Below are 16,834 nucleotides of genomic sequence, written 5' to 3'. Positions count from 1 at the left end.
CAGCGCGCTCGGTCAGAACAACACGCGGCTACGGATAGTGCCGTTGACGTGTTGCAGCTTCTCTTGCGCCAGTTCCGAGTATTCGGCGTCTACGTCGATCACCACGTAACCGACTTTCTCGTTGGTCTGCAGGAACTGACCGGAGATGTTGATACCGTTTTCGGCGAAGACCTTGTTGATCTCGCTCATCACACCCGGGATGTTCTCGTGGATGTGCAGCAGGCGGTGCTTGCCAGGGTGAGCCGGCAGGGCCACTTCCGGGAAGTTCACGGACGATACCGAAGTACCGTTGTCGCTGTACTTGACCAGTTTTTCGGCCACTTCCAGACCGATGTTGGCCTGCGCCTCGGCGGTGGAACCACCGATGTGCGGGGTCAGGATCACGTTGTCCAGGCCACGCAGCGGGCTTTCGAACTCTTCGTCGTTGGAGCGAGGCTCCACCGGGAACACGTCGATGGCGGCGCCGATCAGGTGCTTGTCCTTGATGGCGGCGGCCAGGTGGTCCAGCTCGACCACGGTGCCGCGTGCGGCGTTGATCAGGATGCCGCCTTTCTTGATGGCGCGGATTTCCTTCTCGCCGATCATCCACTGGGTGGCAGCGGTTTCCGGAACGTGCAGGGTCACGATGTCGGACATGCCCAGCAGCTCGTGCAGGTTGCCGACCTGGGTGGCGTTACCCAGTGGCAGCTTGGTCACGGTGTCGTAGAAGTACACCTGCATGCCCAGGCCTTCTGCCAGGACCGACAATTGAGTACCGATCGAGCCGTAACCGACGATGCCCAGCTTCTTGCCGCGGATCTCGAAGGAGTTGGCCGCGCTCTTGATCCAGCCGCCACGGTGGCAGGAAGCGTTCTTCTCAGGGATGCCGCGCAGCAACAGGATCGCTTCGGCCAGTACCAGCTCGGCAACGGAGCGGGTGTTGGAGTACGGTGCGTTGAACACGGCGATACCGCGCTCGCGTGCCGCGTCCAGGTCGACCTGGTTGGTGCCGATGCAGAAACAACCGACCGCAACCAGCTTCTTCGCGTGATCGAAGATCTCTTCGGTCAGTTGAGTGCGGGAGCGAATGCCGATGAAGTGAGCATCAGCGATCTTTTCCTTGAGCTGGGCTTCCGGCAGAGAACCTGTGAGGTACTCGATGCTGGTGTAGCCCGCCGCCTTGAGGACGTCGACAGCCGATTGGTGGACGCCTTCGAGAAGAAGGAACTTGATCTTGCTCTTATCGAGAGAAGTCTTGCTCATCTGCGTAAACCTGTATCCCGGAGAAAAATGGCAGGAAATGGTCAACAGACGCTGACCCGAGCGGCAGGAAAAGCCGTCGCCGCAGAACAGCCGTTGGGCACTATGCTGCGGGGTCGGTATGCTAGCATATGCGCCCCGCTAAACACTCATTCCTGCGACGTGAAGCGTTCTCAGGATGACCATGAATTGTTCGAGAGTTCTGTCGATGACCAATCCTGCCCTGATTGATGAGCTGAAGACCCTGGTTGAGCCTGGCAAGGTGCTGACCGATGCCGACTCCCTGAATGCTTACGGTAAGGATTGGACCAAGCATTTCGCTCCGGCCCCGACCGCCATCGTGTTCCCCAAGACCACCGAGCAGGTCCAGGCGATTGTCCTGTGGGCCAATAAACACAAGGTGGCGCTGGTGCCGTCCGGTGGCCGTACCGGTCTTTCCGCCGCTGCCGTGGCAGCCAATGGCGAAGTGGTCGTCTCCTTCGACTACATGAACCAGATCCTCGACGTGAACCTGACTGACCGCACTGCCGTTTGTCAGCCGGGCGTGGTCACCGAGCATCTGCAGAACGTGGCCGAGGAAAAGGGCCTGTACTACCCGGTGGACTTCGCATCGGCTGGTTCGAGCCAGATTGGCGGCAATATCGGTACCAATGCCGGCGGGATCAAGGTGATTCGCTACGGCATGACCCGAAACTGGGTCGCCGGCATGAAAGTGGTCACCGGCAAGGGTGATGTACTTGAACTCAACCGCGACCTGATCAAGAACGCCACCGGCTACGACATGCGTCAGCTGTTCATCGGCGCTGAAGGTACTCTGGGTTTCGTGGTCGAAGCGACCATGCGTCTGGATCGCGCCCCGAAAAACCTCACCGCGATGGTCCTCGGCACTGCCGATTTCGACGCGATCATGCCGGTATTGCACGCCTTTCAGAGCAAACTCGACCTGACGGCCTTCGAATTCTTCTCCGACAAAGCCCTGGCCAAAGTCATGGGCCGTGGTGACGTGCCGGCGCCGTTCGAAACCGATTGCCCGTTCTACGCCTTGCTGGAATTCGAAGCGACCACCGAAGAAGTGGCCAACCACGCCCTGGAGACCTTCGAACATTGCGTGGAGCAGGGCTGGGTGCTGGACGGCGTCATGAGCCAGAGCGAAACGCAACTGCAGAACCTGTGGAAACTGCGCGAATACATCTCCGAAACCATTTCCCACTGGACGCCGTACAAGAACGACATTTCGGTAACTGTCTCGAAAGTGCCGGCATTCCTCAAGGAAATCGACGCGATCGTCGGTGAACACTATCCGGATTTCGAAATCGTCTGGTTCGGCCACATTGGCGACGGCAACCTGCACTTGAACATCCTCAAGCCGGAAAACCTGAGCAAGGACGAGTTCTTCGCCAAATGCGCCACCGTCAACAAGTGGGTGTTCGAAACCGTCGAGAAGTACAACGGTTCGATCTCCGCCGAGCACGGCGTAGGCATGACCAAGCGTGATTACTTGACCTACAGCCGTTCCCCGGTTGAGATCGAGTACATGAAAGCCCTCAAGGCGGTGTTCGACCCGAACGGCATCATGAACCCGGGCAAGATTTTCGCTGTTTGATTTTCGAATTTAAGCGCTACGAACCAGGAGTCGGTCCATGAGCTATCAGCACCAGTATGTCGACGGTACGCGTATTCACTTCCCCTTGGGGAAAGTGGTGTGCATCGGCCGTAACTACGCCGAACACGCCAAGGAACTGGACAACCCGGTACCTACCGAGCCGCTGCTGTTCATCAAGCCGGGCAGTTGCGTCGTGCCGCTGGAGGGTGGTTTCAGCATTCCGACCGAACGTGGCTCGGTGCATTACGAAGCGGAAATCGCAGTGCTGATCGGCAAGCCATTGTCGACCAAGCCGAGCCGTGAAGAGGTACTTGACGCCATCTCCGGTTTCGCCCCGGCCCTGGACCTGACCCTGCGTGACAAGCAGGCCGAGCTGAAATCCAAGGGCCTGCCCTGGGAAATCGCCAAGTCCTTCGACGGTGCGGCGGTGATTGCCCCGTTCGTATCCCCTGGCACCTTTACCGACCTGACTGATATTGGCATCCGCCTGACCATCAACGGCGAAGTCCGCCAGGATGGCAACAGCAGCGCCATGCTCAACCCGATCGTGCCGATGATCCAGCACATGGCCGGCTGCTTCTCGCTGCAGGCCGGTGACGTGATTCTGACCGGCACGCCAGTGGGTGTCGGCCCGTTGAATGTTGGCGATGAAATTGTTCTGGAACTGCCGGGCGCGAGCCGTTTCAACAGCAGCGTTCGCTAGTCTGGGCACTGCCTAACCCTGTGGGAGCGAGCCTGCTCGCGAAAGCGGTGTGTCATTCAGCGTTAATGTTGGATGTGCCGGCCTCTTCGCGAGCAGGCTCGCTCCCACATTGGGGTTTGTGATTGTTGCCATTTCCCGATTTTTTCACGGGGGGGCTGGATAATTCCCGGACCTCTGGCGCATGAGCCTGCCCCGTTTGTGCTATTACCCCTAGCCTGACTTTCTGGAACCCATTCCCTGATGGCCACTCAACCGCTCTCCATGTTCAAATCTGCCCGTCGCTCGCGCTTTGCCTTGCGGTGGTATGTCTGGCTTTTCCTGGTGGCGGTTGTCGCCTATGGCGTTGCGTTTGCCATGCATTGGGACAATCGTGGCGTGCTTTGGGTGAAGGAGCGCTTTGCAAGTCCTGCCGAGCGCCAGGCGAGTATCTGGTTGCCGGATTATCACGCGGTGATCGACGCCAAGCCGCTGCCGGGCATGGAAAAGGATGAGGCTTCTGACCTGGCCTACGATCCTCAGACCAAAACCCTGTTTTCGGTCATGGGTAAGAATCCGTTTCTGGTCGAGTTGTCCTTGCAGGGCGATGTGCTGCGCAAGATGCCCCTGGTGGGCTGGAGCAACCCTGAAGGGGTGACCGTGTTGGGTAACGGTTTGCTGGCGATTGTCGATGAGCGCGATCACCTGATCACTGTCGTCAAGGTCGATGCCGATACCCGTGAGCTGAACATCGCCAATTTCCCCAAATACGATCTCGGACCTTCGAAAGACCAGAACAAGGCGTTCGAAGCCATCGTCTGGGATTCGCCTAATCAACAGCTGCTGCTGGGTGAAGAGCGCCCACCGGCGTTGTTTGCCTGGAAGAGTGACGGCAAGGCGCTTAGCGGTGACAAGCTCAAACTGGCCAGTCATGCACTGGATGTTCGCAATCTGTCGGCCCTTGCCATCGACCCACGGACCGGGCACATGCTGGTGCTGTCCGCCGATTCCCACCTGTTGCTGGAGCTGGACAAGAAGGGCGAGCAAGTCAGTTTCATCGCCTTGCTGGGCGGCTTCCATGGTTTGAAAAAGACCATTCCCCGCGCCGAAGGCGTGGCCATGGACGAAGCCGGTACGCTGTACATGGTGAGTGAGCCGAACCTGTTCTATCGCTACGAAAAACAGAAGTAATCACTGTGATTCCTGTAGGCGCTGCCAGCCATTAAGCTTCAGTTCAGACAGGCGTGATATTTCATCCGCCTGTTTCGATTCCGAGCCTTGCCCAATGCGTCGATTTGCCCGCCCCAAGCCGCTGATGTTCATCGTGACGATGATTGCGCTGATCGTGTTGCTCGCGGTCGGCCAGTACGGGCGTCTGTTCGAGCGTGGCTGGTTTAACCTGCACAGGCTCTGGCAGCCGGTGAATGACCAATCCATTGGCCTGGACCGGTATCAGGTGGTGTTGGAGGGGCAAGTCATCGAAGGTCTGACCGACGATGTTTCAGCATTGACCTATGACCCGGTGCGCAAAAGCCTGTTCACCGTCACCAACAAGCACTCCGAGCTGATCGAGCTTTCCCTCGACGGCAAGATCCTGCGTCGTATTGCACTGGTCGGATTCGGCGATCCGGAAGCGGTTGAATTCATCAGTGCCGACACCTACGTCATCGCTGACGAGTACCAGCAGCGGCTGATCAAGGTTCATCTGGAGCGGGACACCACCTTCCTGGATGCTGCCGAAGCTGAACAGATCACCCTCGGCGTGCACTCGAGCGGCAACAAGGGGTTTGAAGGGTTGGCGTACGACTCGGTGGGCAAGCGCCTGTTTGTCGCCAAGGAACGCGACCCGATGCTGATCTATGAAGTGCACGGCTTTCCGCATTTCAATCCGGAAAAATCCTATGCGGTGCACGTCATCAATAACCCCAAGCGTGATGCCGGGATGTTCGTGCGCGATCTGTCGAGCCTGCAATATGACGAGCGCAGCGGTCACTTGATGGCACTGTCCGACGAGTCACGGCTGATTCTGGAGCTGGATGTGGACGGACGACCGCTGAGCACCCTGTCGTTGAGCAAGGGGAGTCAGGGGCTGCAAAAGGCCGTGCCGCAGGCGGAGGGGATTGCCATGGACGACGACGGTACGATGTACCTGGTGAGCGAGCCGAACCTGTTTTACATCTTCAAAAAACCCGCACAAAACTAACTCGCCCCACCGATCCCTGTGGGAGCAAAGCTTGCTCGCGATGAACGATCACGCGGTGTGCCAGACATACCGCTATCGCGAGCAAGCTTTGCTCCTACAGGGCAGGTGTCAGGCCTTGAGGGTCTTCACACCTTCACTGGTACCCAGCAGCAGCAAGTCCGCCGGACGCGCCGCGAACAAACCGTTGGTGACCACGCCCACGATCGCATTGATCTGCGTTTCCAGTTCCACCGGGTTGGTGATTTCCATGTTGAATACATCAAGGATGATATTGCCGTTGTCGGTCAGCACGCCTTCACGGTAGACCGGATCACCACCCAGCTTGACCAGTTGACGGGCCACGTGACTGCGGGCCATCGGAATGACCTCCACCGGCAGCGGGAAGTTGCCGAGGACCGGTACCAGTTTGCTGGCGTCGGCGATGCAGATGAAGGTCTTGGCCACCGCCGCGACAATCTTCTCGCGGGTCAGTGCGGCGCCGCCGCCCTTGATCAGGTTCAGGTGCTCATCGCTTTCATCGGCGCCGTCGACGTAGAACTCCAGGTCGCTGACAGTGTTCAGTTCGTACACCGGGATGCCATGGCCCTTGAGGCGGGCGGCGGTGGCTTCGGAACTGGCGACAGCGCCATCGAAGGCACCCTTGTGTTGTGCCAGGGCATCGATGAAGCAGTTGGCGGTGGAGCCGGTGCCGACCCCGACGATGCTTTTGTCGTCGAGTTTCGGGAGGATGAAGTCGACGGCGGCCTGAGCCACTGCCTGTTTGAGTTGATCCTGGGTCATGCGGGCTCCGAGGTGCCGAAGAGGGGAACGAAAGGCCGGCATTATAGGCTTCGGGGCGGGGAAGGTCATTGCCCGATTGGCAGATGTGGCAGAGCGACGCGGTCCCTGTGGGAGTAAAGCTTGCTCGCGAAAGCAATCGAGCAGCCAACATTATTGTTGAATGTGATGGCCTCATCGCGAGCAAGCTTTGCTCCCACAGGTGAGGATTGCCTCCGGAGGCTTAAAACCACCGGTTTAGTGTGGTCGTACGGACAAAAGCCGGGTTAGACTCCATGGTCCTGCCCAACCCGCTCAGTGATGCTTTCCGATGCTTGAACAGTACGTCAAAAAGATCCTCACCTCGCGCGTTTATGACGTTGCCGTAGAAACCCCATTGCAGACTGCCCGTCAGCTCTCCGAGCGGCTGGGCAATGAAATTTGGCTCAAGCGCGAAGACTTGCAGCCGGTGTTCTCGTTCAAGATTCGCGGCGCGTACAACAAGCTGACCCAGTTGAGCGATGAAGAGCGCGCCCGTGGCGTGGTCACGGCTTCTGCGGGCAACCATGCACAAGGCCTGGCCCTGGCGGCGAAAGTATTGGGGGTGAAGGCGACCATCGTCATGCCCAAGACTACCCCGGAGATCAAGGTCGAAGGCGTGCGTTCGCGCGGTGGCAAAGTGGTGCTGCACGGCGATTCATTCCCGGAAGCCCTGGCCTATTCGCTGAAACTGGTCGACGAAAAAGGCTACGTCTACATTCACCCCTATGACGATCCCCACACCATTGCCGGGCAGGGCACGGTGGCCATGGAGATCCTGCGTCAGCATCCGGGGCGTCTGGACGCGATTTTCGTCCCGGTGGGCGGCGGCGGGCTGATTGCCGGCATCGCGGCGTACGTCAAATACCTGCGCCCGGACATCAAGATCATCGGCGTCGAGCCGGACGATTCGAATTGCCTGCAAGCGGCCATGGCCGCGGGTGAGCGCGTCGTGCTGCCGACCGTGGGCATCTTTGCCGACGGCGTGGCGGTGGCGCAGATCGGCCAGCACACCTTCGATATCTGCAAAGACCATGTCGATGAAGTCATCACCGTCAGCACTGACGAAATCTGCGCGGCGATCAAGGACATCTACGACGATACCCGCTCGATCACCGAGCCTGCCGGTGCGCTGGGCGTGGCCGGGATCAAGAAGTACGTCGAACAGCGCGGCGTCACCGGGCACACGTTCGTGGCCATCGACTCCGGTGCCAACGTCAACTTCGATCGCCTGCGCCACGTGGCCGAGCGCGCCGAGCTGGGCGAGGGCCGCGAAGCCATTGTCGCCGTGACCATTCCCGAGAAGCCGGGCAGCTTCAAGGCGTTCTGTGAAGCTATCGGCAAGCGTCAGATCACCGAGTTCAACTACCGATACAACACCGGCAGCGAAGCGCACATCTTCGTTGGCGTGCAGACGCATCCGGACACCGACCCACGCAGTGCGTTGATCGCCAGCCTCGGCGAGCAGGGTTTCCCGGTGGTCGACCTGACGGATAACGAACTGGCCAAACTGCACATCCGCCACATGGTTGGCGGTCGCGCGGCGCATGTGGTGGATGAAGTGATCCTGCGCTTCGAGTTCCCGGAGCGTCCGGGAGCGCTGTTCAACTTCCTCAACAAGCTCGGCGGGCGCTGGAACATCTCGATGTTCCACTACCGCAACCATGGTGCGGCGGATGGCCGTGTGGTTGCCGGCTTGCAAGTGCCTCACGACGAGCGTCATCTGGTGCCGGCGGCGCTGGAAGAAATCGGCTATCCGTACTGGGATGAGAGCGACAACCCGGCTTATCAGCTGTTTCTTGGCTGAACGGCTACGCTGATGGGCAAGGCATAAGGAAATCGAACCATGGAAACGTTAACGGCCCTGAAAGCGGCGCACATGGTGGCGACGGTGGTGTTGCTGGTGTGTGCGCTGGGCTTGGGGATCTGGGTCTGGCGTACCCGGCGTCAAGGCGACGCAACGGCGGCGAGCCGTACCCTGCAACGGCCGCGAGTGTTCATCTGGCTGTTGATGGGGCTGGCGCTGCTGAGCATGCCGTTTACCGGTTGGTGGATGGTGCACCTGGTAGGCTGGCCGTTGGGACAGACCTGGCTGCTGGCGTCCAGTGTGCTTTACACCGTGGCGGCGCTGGCGTGGTTCTGGTTGTTGGTGCGGCTGAACAAAGTGCGCAAGACGCCGGGTGGCGTGGGCAAATTTACCTTTGCGTTGGCGTTGTTCAGTTTTGTCTGTTTTGTGGCGATTGCGGGGTTGATGGGCGCGAAACCGGTTTAAACCTTGAGACCGAGTTGCCCCATTCGCGAGCAGGCTCGCTCCCACAAGGGATTTGCGTCATTCGCAAATCCACTGTGGGAGCGAGCCTGCTCGCGAAGGCGATATCAGTCGCGCAGACTGATGACTGGCCAGCCACGCTTCTCTGCCTCGGCGCGCAGATTCGCATCAGGATCGACCGCCACCGGGTTCGCCACCTGTTCCAGCAACGGCAAGTCATTCATCGAATCACTGTAGAAGTAGCTGCCTTCCAGGTTGTGCCCGGTCTCTTCCAGCCAGCGATTCAAGCGCGTTACTTTACCTTCACGGAAACACGGCACGTCGGTGCTGCGCCCGGTGTAGCGGCCGCCCGCCATTTCGCATTCGGTGGCGATCAGGGTTTCGACACCCAGGCGCCTGGCAATGGGGCCAGTGACGAAACGGTTGGTGGCGGTGATGATCACCAGTTGGTCGCCGGCGTCGCGGTGTTTGGCCAGCAGTTCGATTGCCTTGGGCAACACGATCGGTTCGATGCAATCGCGCATGTAGTCGCTGTGCCATAGATCCAGCGTGGCCATTTCGGTGCGGCCGAGGACTTCCAGGCAAAAGTTCAGGTAGGCATCGTTATCCAGCTTGCCGGCGAGGTAATCCTGATAGAACTCATCGTTGCGTGCCTTATAGGCCACGGCATCGAGAAAGCCGCGCTCACAAAGGTAATCGCCCCAGGCGTGGTCGCTGTCGCCGCCAAGAAGCGTGTTGTCCAAGTCGAATAAAGCCAGCCGCATTGCAGTTACTCGCTGAAAAGTCGGAAGAAAGGTGTCCAGAATACGGACTTTTCACAAGAGTGCACATAACGTAGGTCGGCGCGTTGCTGCCTTCACAACCTTTGTGGAACAATGCGGCGACATGCGTTTGCGAGGTTGTTGCCGTGATCGACCCCGATGGTTTCCGTCCTAATGTCGGGATCATTCTTACGAATGATGCTGGCCAGGTGCTATGGGCTCGCCGTATCAATCAAGATGCCTGGCAGTTTCCTCAAGGCGGAATCAATCCCCAGGAGACGCCGGAAGACGCCTTGTACCGCGAGTTGAACGAAGAAGTGGGCCTGGAGCGCGAAGATGTTGAAATACTCGCCTGCACCCGGGGCTGGTTGCGCTATCGTTTGCCGCAACGTCTGGTCAGGACCCACAGCCAACCGCTGTGCATCGGCCAGAAGCAGAAATGGTTTCTCCTGCGCCTGATTTCGAATGAGCAGCGGGTGCGGATGGATTTGACCGGTAAACCGGAATTCGATGGCTGGCGCTGGGTCAGCTATTGGTATCCGTTGGGCCAGGTGGTGACATTCAAGCGCGAGGTGTATCGACGCGCTCTCAAAGAGCTTGCCCCGCGCCTTTTAGCGCGCGACTGACGACGGAGTTCGACCCCGAGCCATGCTCAATACGCTGCGCAAGATCGTCCAGGAAGTTAACTCCGCCAAGGATCTCAAGGCGGCGTTGGGGATTATTGTGTTGCGCGTCAAAGAGGCCATGGGCAGCCAGGTCTGCTCGGTCTACCTGCTCGATCCCGAGACCAACCGTTTCGTGCTGATGGCCACCGAGGGCTTGAACAAGCGCTCGATCGGCAAGGTCAGCATGGCTCCCAATGAAGGTCTGGTCGGCCTGGTCGGCACGCGTGAAGAACCCCTGAACCTCGAAAACGCCGCGGATCACCCGCGCTATCGCTATTTCGCCGAAACCGGTGAAGAGCGCTTTGCTTCATTCCTCGGGGCACCGATCATCCACCACCGCCGGGTTGTCGGTGTGTTGGTCATTCAGCAAAAAGAACGCCGCCAGTTCGATGAAGGTGAAGAAGCCTTCCTCGTGACCATGAGCGCGCAGCTCGCCGGTGTTATCGCCCATGCCGAGGCCACCGGTTCGATCCGTGGCCTGGGCCGTCAGGGCAAGGGTATTCAGGAAGCCAAGTTCATCGGCGTGCCGGGTTCACCGGGTGCGGCGGTTGGTACCGCGGTGGTCATGCTGCCACCGGCTGACCTGGACGTGGTCCCCGACAAGACCATTGACGACATCGACGCCGAACTGGGGCTGTTCAAGACCGCCATTGAAGGCGTGCGCGCCGACATGCGCACGTTGTCCGCCAAGCTGGCCACGCAGTTGCGTCCTGAAGAGCGTGCGCTGTTCGACGTCTACCTGATGATGCTCGACGATGCGGCGCTGGGCAGTGAAGTCACCACTGTGATCAAGACCGGCCAGTGGGCCCAGGGCGCCTTGCGCCAGGTCGTTACCGATCACGTCAACCGTTTTGAATTGATGGACGATGCCTACCTGCGTGAGCGCGCGTCCGACGTCAAGGATCTTGGTCGTCGCCTGCTCGCTTATTTGCAGGAAGAGCGCCAGCAAACCCTGGTCTATCCCGACAACACCATTCTGGTCAGCGAAGAACTGACGCCGGCCATGCTCGGCGAGGTGCCGGAAGGCAAGCTGGCCGGTCTGGTATCGGTGCTGGGTTCCGGCAACTCCCACGTGGCGATCCTGGCACGCGCCATGGGCATCCCGACCGTGATGGGCCTGGTCGACTTGCCGTATTCCAAGGTCGACGGCATCCAGATGATCGTCGACGGCTATCACGGTGAGGTCTACACCAACCCGAGCGACGTGCTGCGCAAGCAGTTCGCCGAAGTGGTCGAGGAAGAAAAACAACTGGCCTTGGGGCTGGATGCGCTCCGCGATCTGCCGTGCATCACGGTCGATGGCCACCGCATGCCGCTGTGGGTCAACACCGGTTTGCTGGCAGACGTGGCGCGGGCGCAGAAGCGTGGTGCCGAAGGTGTCGGTCTGTACCGCACCGAAGTACCGTTCATGATCAACCAGCGCTTCCCGAGCGAAAAGGAACAGCTGGCGATCTACCGCGAGCAGCTTGCCGCGTTCCATCCGCAACCAGTGACCATGCGCACCCTGGACATCGGCGGCGACAAGTCGTTGTCGTACTTTCCGATCAAGGAAGACAACCCGTTCCTTGGCTGGCGCGGCATCCGTGTCACCCTCGACCACCCGGAAATCTTCCTGGTGCAGACCCGTGCCATGCTCAAGGCCAGTGAAGGCTTGAACAACCTGCGGATTCTGCTGCCGATGATCTCCGGTACCCATGAACTGGAGGAAGCCCTGCACCTGATCCATCGGGCCTGGGGTGAAGTGCGCGATGAAGGCTGCGACGTGCCGATGCCACCGGTTGGCGTGATGATCGAGATTCCGGCGGCGGTGTACCAGACCAAGGAACTGGCGCGGCAGGTGGACTTCCTGTCGGTCGGTTCCAACGACCTGACCCAATACCTGCTGGCCGTGGACCGTAACAATCCACGGGTGGCCGACCTCTACGACTACCTGCACCCGGCGGTGCTGCAAGCCCTGCAAAACGTGGTGCGCGACGCCCATGCAGAAGGCAAGCCGGTGAGTATCTGCGGCGAAATGGCCGGTGATCCGGCGGCGGCGGTGTTGTTGATGGCGATGGGGTTCGACAGCTTGTCGATGAACGCGACCAACTTGCCGAAAGTGAAGTGGATGTTGCGCCAGATCAACCTGAGCAAAGCCAGGGAACTGCTGGCCGAGCTGATGACCATCGACAACCCGCAAGTCATCCACAGCTCGCTGCAACTGGCGCTGAAAAACCTTGGGTTGGCGCGGATGATCAATCCGGCTTCGGTCAAGACCCTCTGAGTTAGCGGCGTCTGCTTCGCTGGCAAGCCAGCTCCTACAGAACCGAGTCGTTCACAAATTTAGTGAACGCCGCAAACCCTGTAGGAGCCGGCTTGCCGGCGAATGCGTCCTCAGACACACAGCAAATCTAAAGCCTGATCTCCACTTCCCCAAGATGCCCGCCATACGGCCCGAAACTCCGTTCGACCAAATGCCGCGTCCCATCCGCCTGCACAATCAGCGCCGTACTCGCTCGCGTCCCGTAACTCTGGCTGGCAATAAACACACTCGACAACAGCGTCTCAGTGGCCAACCCCACCCCGGTATCCGGCAGCTCGGCAAACGGCGCTTGCTGCGCATCGCCCAGCAAGGCCAGCAGCGCCTGCGGTTGCGGATCGTCCAGCACTTCGCTCAGGGCGGCTCTGGCCTTGAGCAGTTTCGGCCATGGCGTATCCAGGCCGGCATTCGATAGCCCGTAGACCCCGGGCGGCAGCATGACCGCTTCCGACTCCCGGGCATTGAAGTGCCAGAGTTCATGGTTATTACCGACCAATAGATTAAATCCGCCATACTCCGGCGAACGTGCGACAACGTCGGTCAAATAGTCATCAATTGGCTTTTCGCCGGTAAGGTACTGCGCCACCAGCTCACCCCGGGACTTGCGACCTGGCGGTCGATGGGGATCGCGAATATTGGTCAGGGCGGCAAAGCGCCCGTTGGCGCCGACACCGAGCCAGGTGCCACCGGCCTCCAGGTCGCGACCGGCGACCACCTGAGGTGCTTCGGGCCATGGCGCCAGCGGCAGGCTGGGGCGGGCGTAGAACTCGTCGCGGTTGGCCGCCACGATCAGCGGCTGGGCATGACCCGGTCGCCAGGCAAAAACAATCAGGCACATAAGGTGATCCCAGTGTGTTTTTTGCCCACTTTACGCAGTCAACGTGCGGGTATCCATCGCCATCCAGTGGAGCCCAAGGCCATGCATCCGTTACCATGCCGCTCCGGTTTTGGGGTTGGGTGGGGAAAAGCATGGAATTTCTGCTCTATCTGGCGCTCGGCGCCTGTGCCGGGGTGCTGGCCGGGCTGTTCGGCGTGGGCGGCGGGATCATCATCGTTCCAGTGCTGGTATTCAGTTTCAAGGCGCAAGGATTCGATCCTTCGATCCTGACCCATCTCGCCGTCGGTACGTCGCTGGCGACGATCATTTTCACCTCGGTCAACGCCGTACGAGAGCATCACCGTCGCGGCGCCGTGCGTTGGCCGATCTTTGTGTGGATGACCGTCGGCATCCTGATCGGTGCCGGTTTCGGTGCCCTGACCGCCGAAGCGATCTCCGGACCCAACCTGCAAAAAATCATCGGTGTGTTCGCCCTGGTGATCGCCGCGCAGCTGGCGTTGGACTTCAAGCCCAAGGCCAGCCGAACGGTGCCGGGTAAAGTCGGTCTGACCGTGGCAGGCAGTGTGATTGGTTGGGCCTCGGCGATTTTCGGGATTGGCGGCGGTTCGTTGACCGTGCCGTTCCTGACTTGGCGCAGCGTGCCGATGCAGCAGGCGGTGGCCACCTCGTCGGCTTGCGGCCTGCCGATCGCATTGGCAAGTGCATTAAGTTTCATGATTCTGGGCTGGCACGATCCGTTGCTGCCGGCCCATAGTCTCGGTTTCGTTTATTTGCCGGCACTGCTGGGCATTGCCCTGACCAGCATGGTTTTTGCCCGCTTCGGTGCGCGGCTGGCTCACAATCTGTCGCCAAAGTTGCTGAAAAGACTGTTTGCCGCTTTGCTGTTCTGCGTTGGCCTGAACTTTCTAGTCTGAAGCACCTGCTCTGACGCGCAGCGCAATCCTGGCTTAATCCTGAGGTGGCAGCGTCGCCCGGGAATTTTTAAGATTTGAACGCTTATAAGGAGTCGCAATGCTGCCTTACCCGCAGATCGATCCGGTGGCCCTGGCCATCGGTCCGCTGAAAATCCACTGGTACGGCTTGATGTACCTGGTCGGTATTGGCGGTGCCTGGCTGCTGGCGTCTCGCCGGTTGAACCGCTTCGACCCGACCTGGACCAAGGAAAAACTCTCCGACATGGTGTTCTGGATGTCGATGGGTGTGATTGTCGGCGGTCGCCTGGGTTATGTGCTGTTTTACGATCTGCACGCCTATCTGGCCAATCCGACGCTGATTTTCGAAGTGTGGAAGGGCGGCATGTCGTTCCACGGCGGCTTTATCGGCGTGATGCTGGCGGCGTTGTGGTTCGGTAAAAAGAACAACAAGTCGTTCTTCCAACTGATGGATTTCGTCGCACCCATGGTGCCGATCGGCCTGGGGGCCGGGCGCATCGGCAACTTCATCAATGCCGAGTTGTGGGGCAAGCCGACCGATGTGCCGTGGGCAATGATCTTCCCGCCGTTCAGTGACCCGGCGCAGTTGCCGCGTCATCCGTCGCAGCTGTACCAGTTTGCGCTGGAAGGCGTGGCCCTGTTCCTGATCCTGTGGCTGTTCTCGCGCAAGCCGCGGCCAACCATGGCGGTGTCCGGGATGTTCGCGCTGTTCTATGGCATTTTCCGTTTCATCGTCGAATTCGTCCGCGTACCGGACGCGCAACTGGGCTATCTGGCCTGGAACTGGCTGACCATGGGGCAGGTGCTGTGCGTACCGATGATCGTCGGCGGGTTGTTCCTGATCTGGCTGGCGTATCACCGCGCCCCGGCAACGCCAGCGGCAGCCGTATAAAATTCGAATCCCGCAGCGACGGCTGCGGGTTCAAGGACACAGGTAACTCATGAAGCAATATCTCGAACTGGTCGCCCACGTCATCAAGAACGGCACCAAGCAGGCCAACCGCACCGGTGTGAACACCATCAGCTTTCCCGGCGCGATGCTGCGTTATGACCTGCAGGAAGGTTTCCCGGCGATCACCACCCGCAAAATGGCGTTCAAATCAGCCATTGGCGAGATGTGTGGTTTTCTGCGTGGCGTGAACAACGCCGCCGAATTCCGCGCGTTGGGTTGCAAGGTCTGGGACCAGAACGCCAATGAAAACGCCCAGTGGCTGGCCAACCCGTTCCGTCAGGGCGAGGACGACCTCGGCGAAATCTACGGCGTGCAATGGCGCAAATGGCCGGCGTACAAGCAGATTCCGGTCAGCAATCAGGCCGCCATCGAGCAGACCCTGAAGCAAGGCTACCGTCAGATCGCCGAAGGTGAAGAAGATGGTCAGGCCTACGTGGTGCTGTACAAAGCCATCGATCAGGTGCGCCAGTGCGTCGACACCATCATCAAGGACCCGGGTAGCCGCCGCATCCTGTTCCATGGCTGGAACGTTGCCCAACTCGATGAAATGGCCCTGCCGCCGTGCCACTTGCTGTACCAGTTCCACCCGAATGTCGAGACCAAAGAGATCTCCCTGACCCTCTACATCCGCTCCAACGATCTGGGCCTGGGTACCCCGTTCAACCTGACCGAAGGCGCGGCGCTGCTGAGCCTGATCGGTCGCCTGACCGGCTACACCCCACGCTGGTTCACCTATTTCATCGGTGACGCGCACGTCTACGAAAACCATCTGGACATGCTCAACGAACAGCTCAAGCGCGAGCCGTTCCCGATGCCAAAACTGAAGATCTCCGACCGCGTGCCGGAATTTGCCAAGACCGGCGTGTATCAGCCGGAGTGGCTGGAGCTGGTCGAACCGGGCGATTTCTCGCTGGAAGGCTACGAGCACCATGCGCCGATGACCGCGCCGATGGCGGTTTAACAGCCGACCATTAACCCTGTGGGAGCGAGCCTGCTCGCGAAAGCGGTAGATCAGTCGACTTCAATGTTGAATGAGAAACCGTATTCGCGAGCAGGCTCGCTCCCACAGTGGTTTTGTGGGGGGGCTTAATGGCCGTGGCTTCGGCCCACATGGGAATGCTCAACCTCCGTCGCCACCACCCCGCCGCTCACCTCCAATCGCTGCAAAATCCTGCATTGATCGACCCCAGGCCCTTCGCTGCAGCGTTGGCGCAGGTCGAGCAGTTGCGTCTGCAAGGCCAGCAAACCGTCAATTCGTGCCTTCACATGGAGGATGTGCTCGTCGATCAGTGCGTTGACGCTTTCGCACTGGTCCTGCGGGCTATCGCGAAAAGCCAGCAGGCTGCGGATTTCCTCGAGGGTCATGTCGAGGGTGCGACAGTTACGGATGAAGGTCAGGCGTTCGGCGTGGGCGTGGGTGTAGACGCGGTAGTTGCCGTCGCTGCGTGCCGGTTCCGGCAGCAGGTTTTCACGCTCGTAGTAGCGAATCGTTTCAACCGCGCAATCGGTGAGTTTCGCCAATTCTCCGATCTTCATGATGACGATCTCCAAAAAGGGTGCTTGACCCTATAGTGGCTACAGGGTCTTTACTTGGCAACA

The 16,834-nt window shown here is 59.7% G+C and carries 16 protein-coding genes; 11 read left to right on the top strand and 5 right to left on the bottom strand.

The features are described 5' to 3' along the window. Positions 1 to 12: 12 nt before the first annotated feature. A complete protein-coding gene (gene serA, locus LAB08_RS28865) occupies positions 13 to 1,242 on the bottom strand; it encodes a phosphoglycerate dehydrogenase (RefSeq protein WP_077048552.1) in 1,230 nt (409 codons plus the stop codon). A gap of 205 nt (positions 1,243 to 1,447) precedes the next feature. Between serA and LAB08_RS28860 the strand changes: the two genes are divergently transcribed. The 4 genes from LAB08_RS28860 to LAB08_RS28845 all read left to right on the top strand — a co-directional run bounded on the left by LAB08_RS28860 (position 1,448) and on the right by LAB08_RS28845 (position 5,724). Next, the gene (locus tag LAB08_RS28860) at positions 1,448 to 2,842 is read left to right on the top strand and encodes an FAD-binding oxidoreductase (RefSeq protein ID WP_096514349.1); all 1,395 of its coding nucleotides are present in this window, start codon (positions 1,448 to 1,450) and stop codon (positions 2,840 to 2,842) included. A gap of 37 nt (positions 2,843 to 2,879) precedes the next feature. Continuing rightward, entirely contained in the window at positions 2,880 to 3,545 is a 666-nt protein-coding gene (locus LAB08_RS28855) for a fumarylacetoacetate hydrolase family protein (protein WP_096514350.1), read from the top strand. Between the two features lie 240 nt (positions 3,546 to 3,785). Continuing rightward, positions 3,786 to 4,712 (top strand): SdiA-regulated domain-containing protein, encoded by a 927-nt coding sequence (locus LAB08_RS28850; protein WP_096514351.1) that lies wholly within the window; start codon positions 3,786 to 3,788, stop codon positions 4,710 to 4,712. A 94-nt stretch (positions 4,713 to 4,806) separates the two neighbouring features. Next, complete coding sequence (locus tag LAB08_RS28845) at positions 4,807 to 5,724, top strand: SdiA-regulated domain-containing protein (protein WP_096514352.1); 918 nt, start codon at positions 4,807 to 4,809, stop codon at positions 5,722 to 5,724. A gap of 108 nt (positions 5,725 to 5,832) precedes the next feature. On the opposite strand, the gene rpiA is transcribed toward LAB08_RS28845, so the two are convergent. Further along, complete coding sequence (gene rpiA / locus LAB08_RS28840; RefSeq protein ID WP_096514353.1) at positions 5,833 to 6,504, bottom strand: ribose-5-phosphate isomerase RpiA; 672 nt, start codon at positions 6,502 to 6,504, stop codon at positions 5,833 to 5,835. 307 nt (positions 6,505 to 6,811) lie between these two features. Between rpiA and ilvA the strand changes: the two genes are divergently transcribed. Together ilvA and LAB08_RS28830 are read left to right on the top strand one after the other, a co-directional pair. Beyond that, a complete protein-coding gene (ilvA, locus tag LAB08_RS28835) occupies positions 6,812 to 8,326 on the top strand; it encodes a threonine ammonia-lyase, biosynthetic (protein ID WP_096514354.1) in 1,515 nt (504 codons plus the stop codon). Positions 8,327 to 8,365: 39 nt separating this feature from the next. After that, positions 8,366 to 8,791 carry a DUF2269 domain-containing protein gene (locus LAB08_RS28830; protein ID WP_096514355.1) on the top strand — a complete coding sequence of 142 codons (426 nt, stop codon included), beginning with the start codon at positions 8,366 to 8,368 and terminating at the stop codon, positions 8,789 to 8,791. Positions 8,792 to 8,895: 104 nt separating this feature from the next. Here LAB08_RS28830 and LAB08_RS28825 read toward each other — a convergent pair whose 3' ends face one another. Continuing rightward, entirely contained in the window at positions 8,896 to 9,552 is a 657-nt protein-coding gene (locus LAB08_RS28825) for a histidinol-phosphatase (protein ID WP_096514356.1), read from the bottom strand. A 143-nt stretch (positions 9,553 to 9,695) separates the two neighbouring features. Between LAB08_RS28825 and LAB08_RS28820 the strand changes: the two genes are divergently transcribed. Next, positions 9,696 to 10,175 (top strand): RNA pyrophosphohydrolase, encoded by a 480-nt coding sequence (locus tag LAB08_RS28820; RefSeq protein ID WP_007897732.1) that lies wholly within the window; start codon positions 9,696 to 9,698, stop codon positions 10,173 to 10,175. A 22-nt stretch (positions 10,176 to 10,197) separates the two neighbouring features. Further along, positions 10,198 to 12,477: a phosphoenolpyruvate--protein phosphotransferase gene (gene ptsP / locus LAB08_RS28815; protein ID WP_096514357.1), complete on the top strand. Its 2,280-nt coding sequence runs from the start codon at positions 10,198 to 10,200 to the stop codon at positions 12,475 to 12,477. A gap of 127 nt (positions 12,478 to 12,604) precedes the next feature. Here the strand turns inward: ptsP and LAB08_RS28810 are convergent, their stop codons facing one another. Next, positions 12,605 to 13,351, bottom strand: coding sequence for an NRDE family protein (locus LAB08_RS28810; RefSeq protein WP_096514358.1), 747 nt, complete (start codon positions 13,349 to 13,351; stop codon positions 12,605 to 12,607). 131 nt (positions 13,352 to 13,482) lie between these two features. Between LAB08_RS28810 and LAB08_RS28805 the strand changes: the two genes are divergently transcribed. From LAB08_RS28805 to LAB08_RS28795, 3 genes are all read left to right on the top strand, one after another. Further along, positions 13,483 to 14,265 carry a sulfite exporter TauE/SafE family protein gene (locus LAB08_RS28805; RefSeq protein ID WP_096514359.1) on the top strand — a complete coding sequence of 261 codons (783 nt, stop codon included), beginning with the start codon at positions 13,483 to 13,485 and terminating at the stop codon, positions 14,263 to 14,265. Positions 14,266 to 14,362: 97 nt separating this feature from the next. After that, on the top strand, positions 14,363 to 15,175 hold the full coding sequence (gene lgt, locus LAB08_RS28800) for a prolipoprotein diacylglyceryl transferase (protein WP_096514360.1): 813 nt from the start codon (positions 14,363 to 14,365) through the stop codon (positions 15,173 to 15,175). Positions 15,176 to 15,224: 49 nt separating this feature from the next. After that, positions 15,225 to 16,196 (top strand): thymidylate synthase, encoded by a 972-nt coding sequence (locus tag LAB08_RS28795; protein WP_096514361.1) that lies wholly within the window; start codon positions 15,225 to 15,227, stop codon positions 16,194 to 16,196. A gap of 125 nt (positions 16,197 to 16,321) precedes the next feature. On the opposite strand, the gene cadR is transcribed toward LAB08_RS28795, so the two are convergent. Beyond that, positions 16,322 to 16,771: a Cd(II)/Pb(II)-responsive transcriptional regulator gene (cadR, locus tag LAB08_RS28790; RefSeq protein ID WP_096514362.1), complete on the bottom strand. Its 450-nt coding sequence runs from the start codon at positions 16,769 to 16,771 to the stop codon at positions 16,322 to 16,324. Positions 16,772 to 16,834: the final 63 nt, after the last annotated feature.

Origin of the sequence: Pseudomonas izuensis, assembly GCF_002356535.2 — a bacterium.
Lineage (GTDB): Bacteria > Pseudomonadota > Gammaproteobacteria > Pseudomonadales > Pseudomonadaceae > Aquipseudomonas > Aquipseudomonas izuensis.
This window is presented reverse-complemented; position numbering and strand designations above follow the sequence as displayed.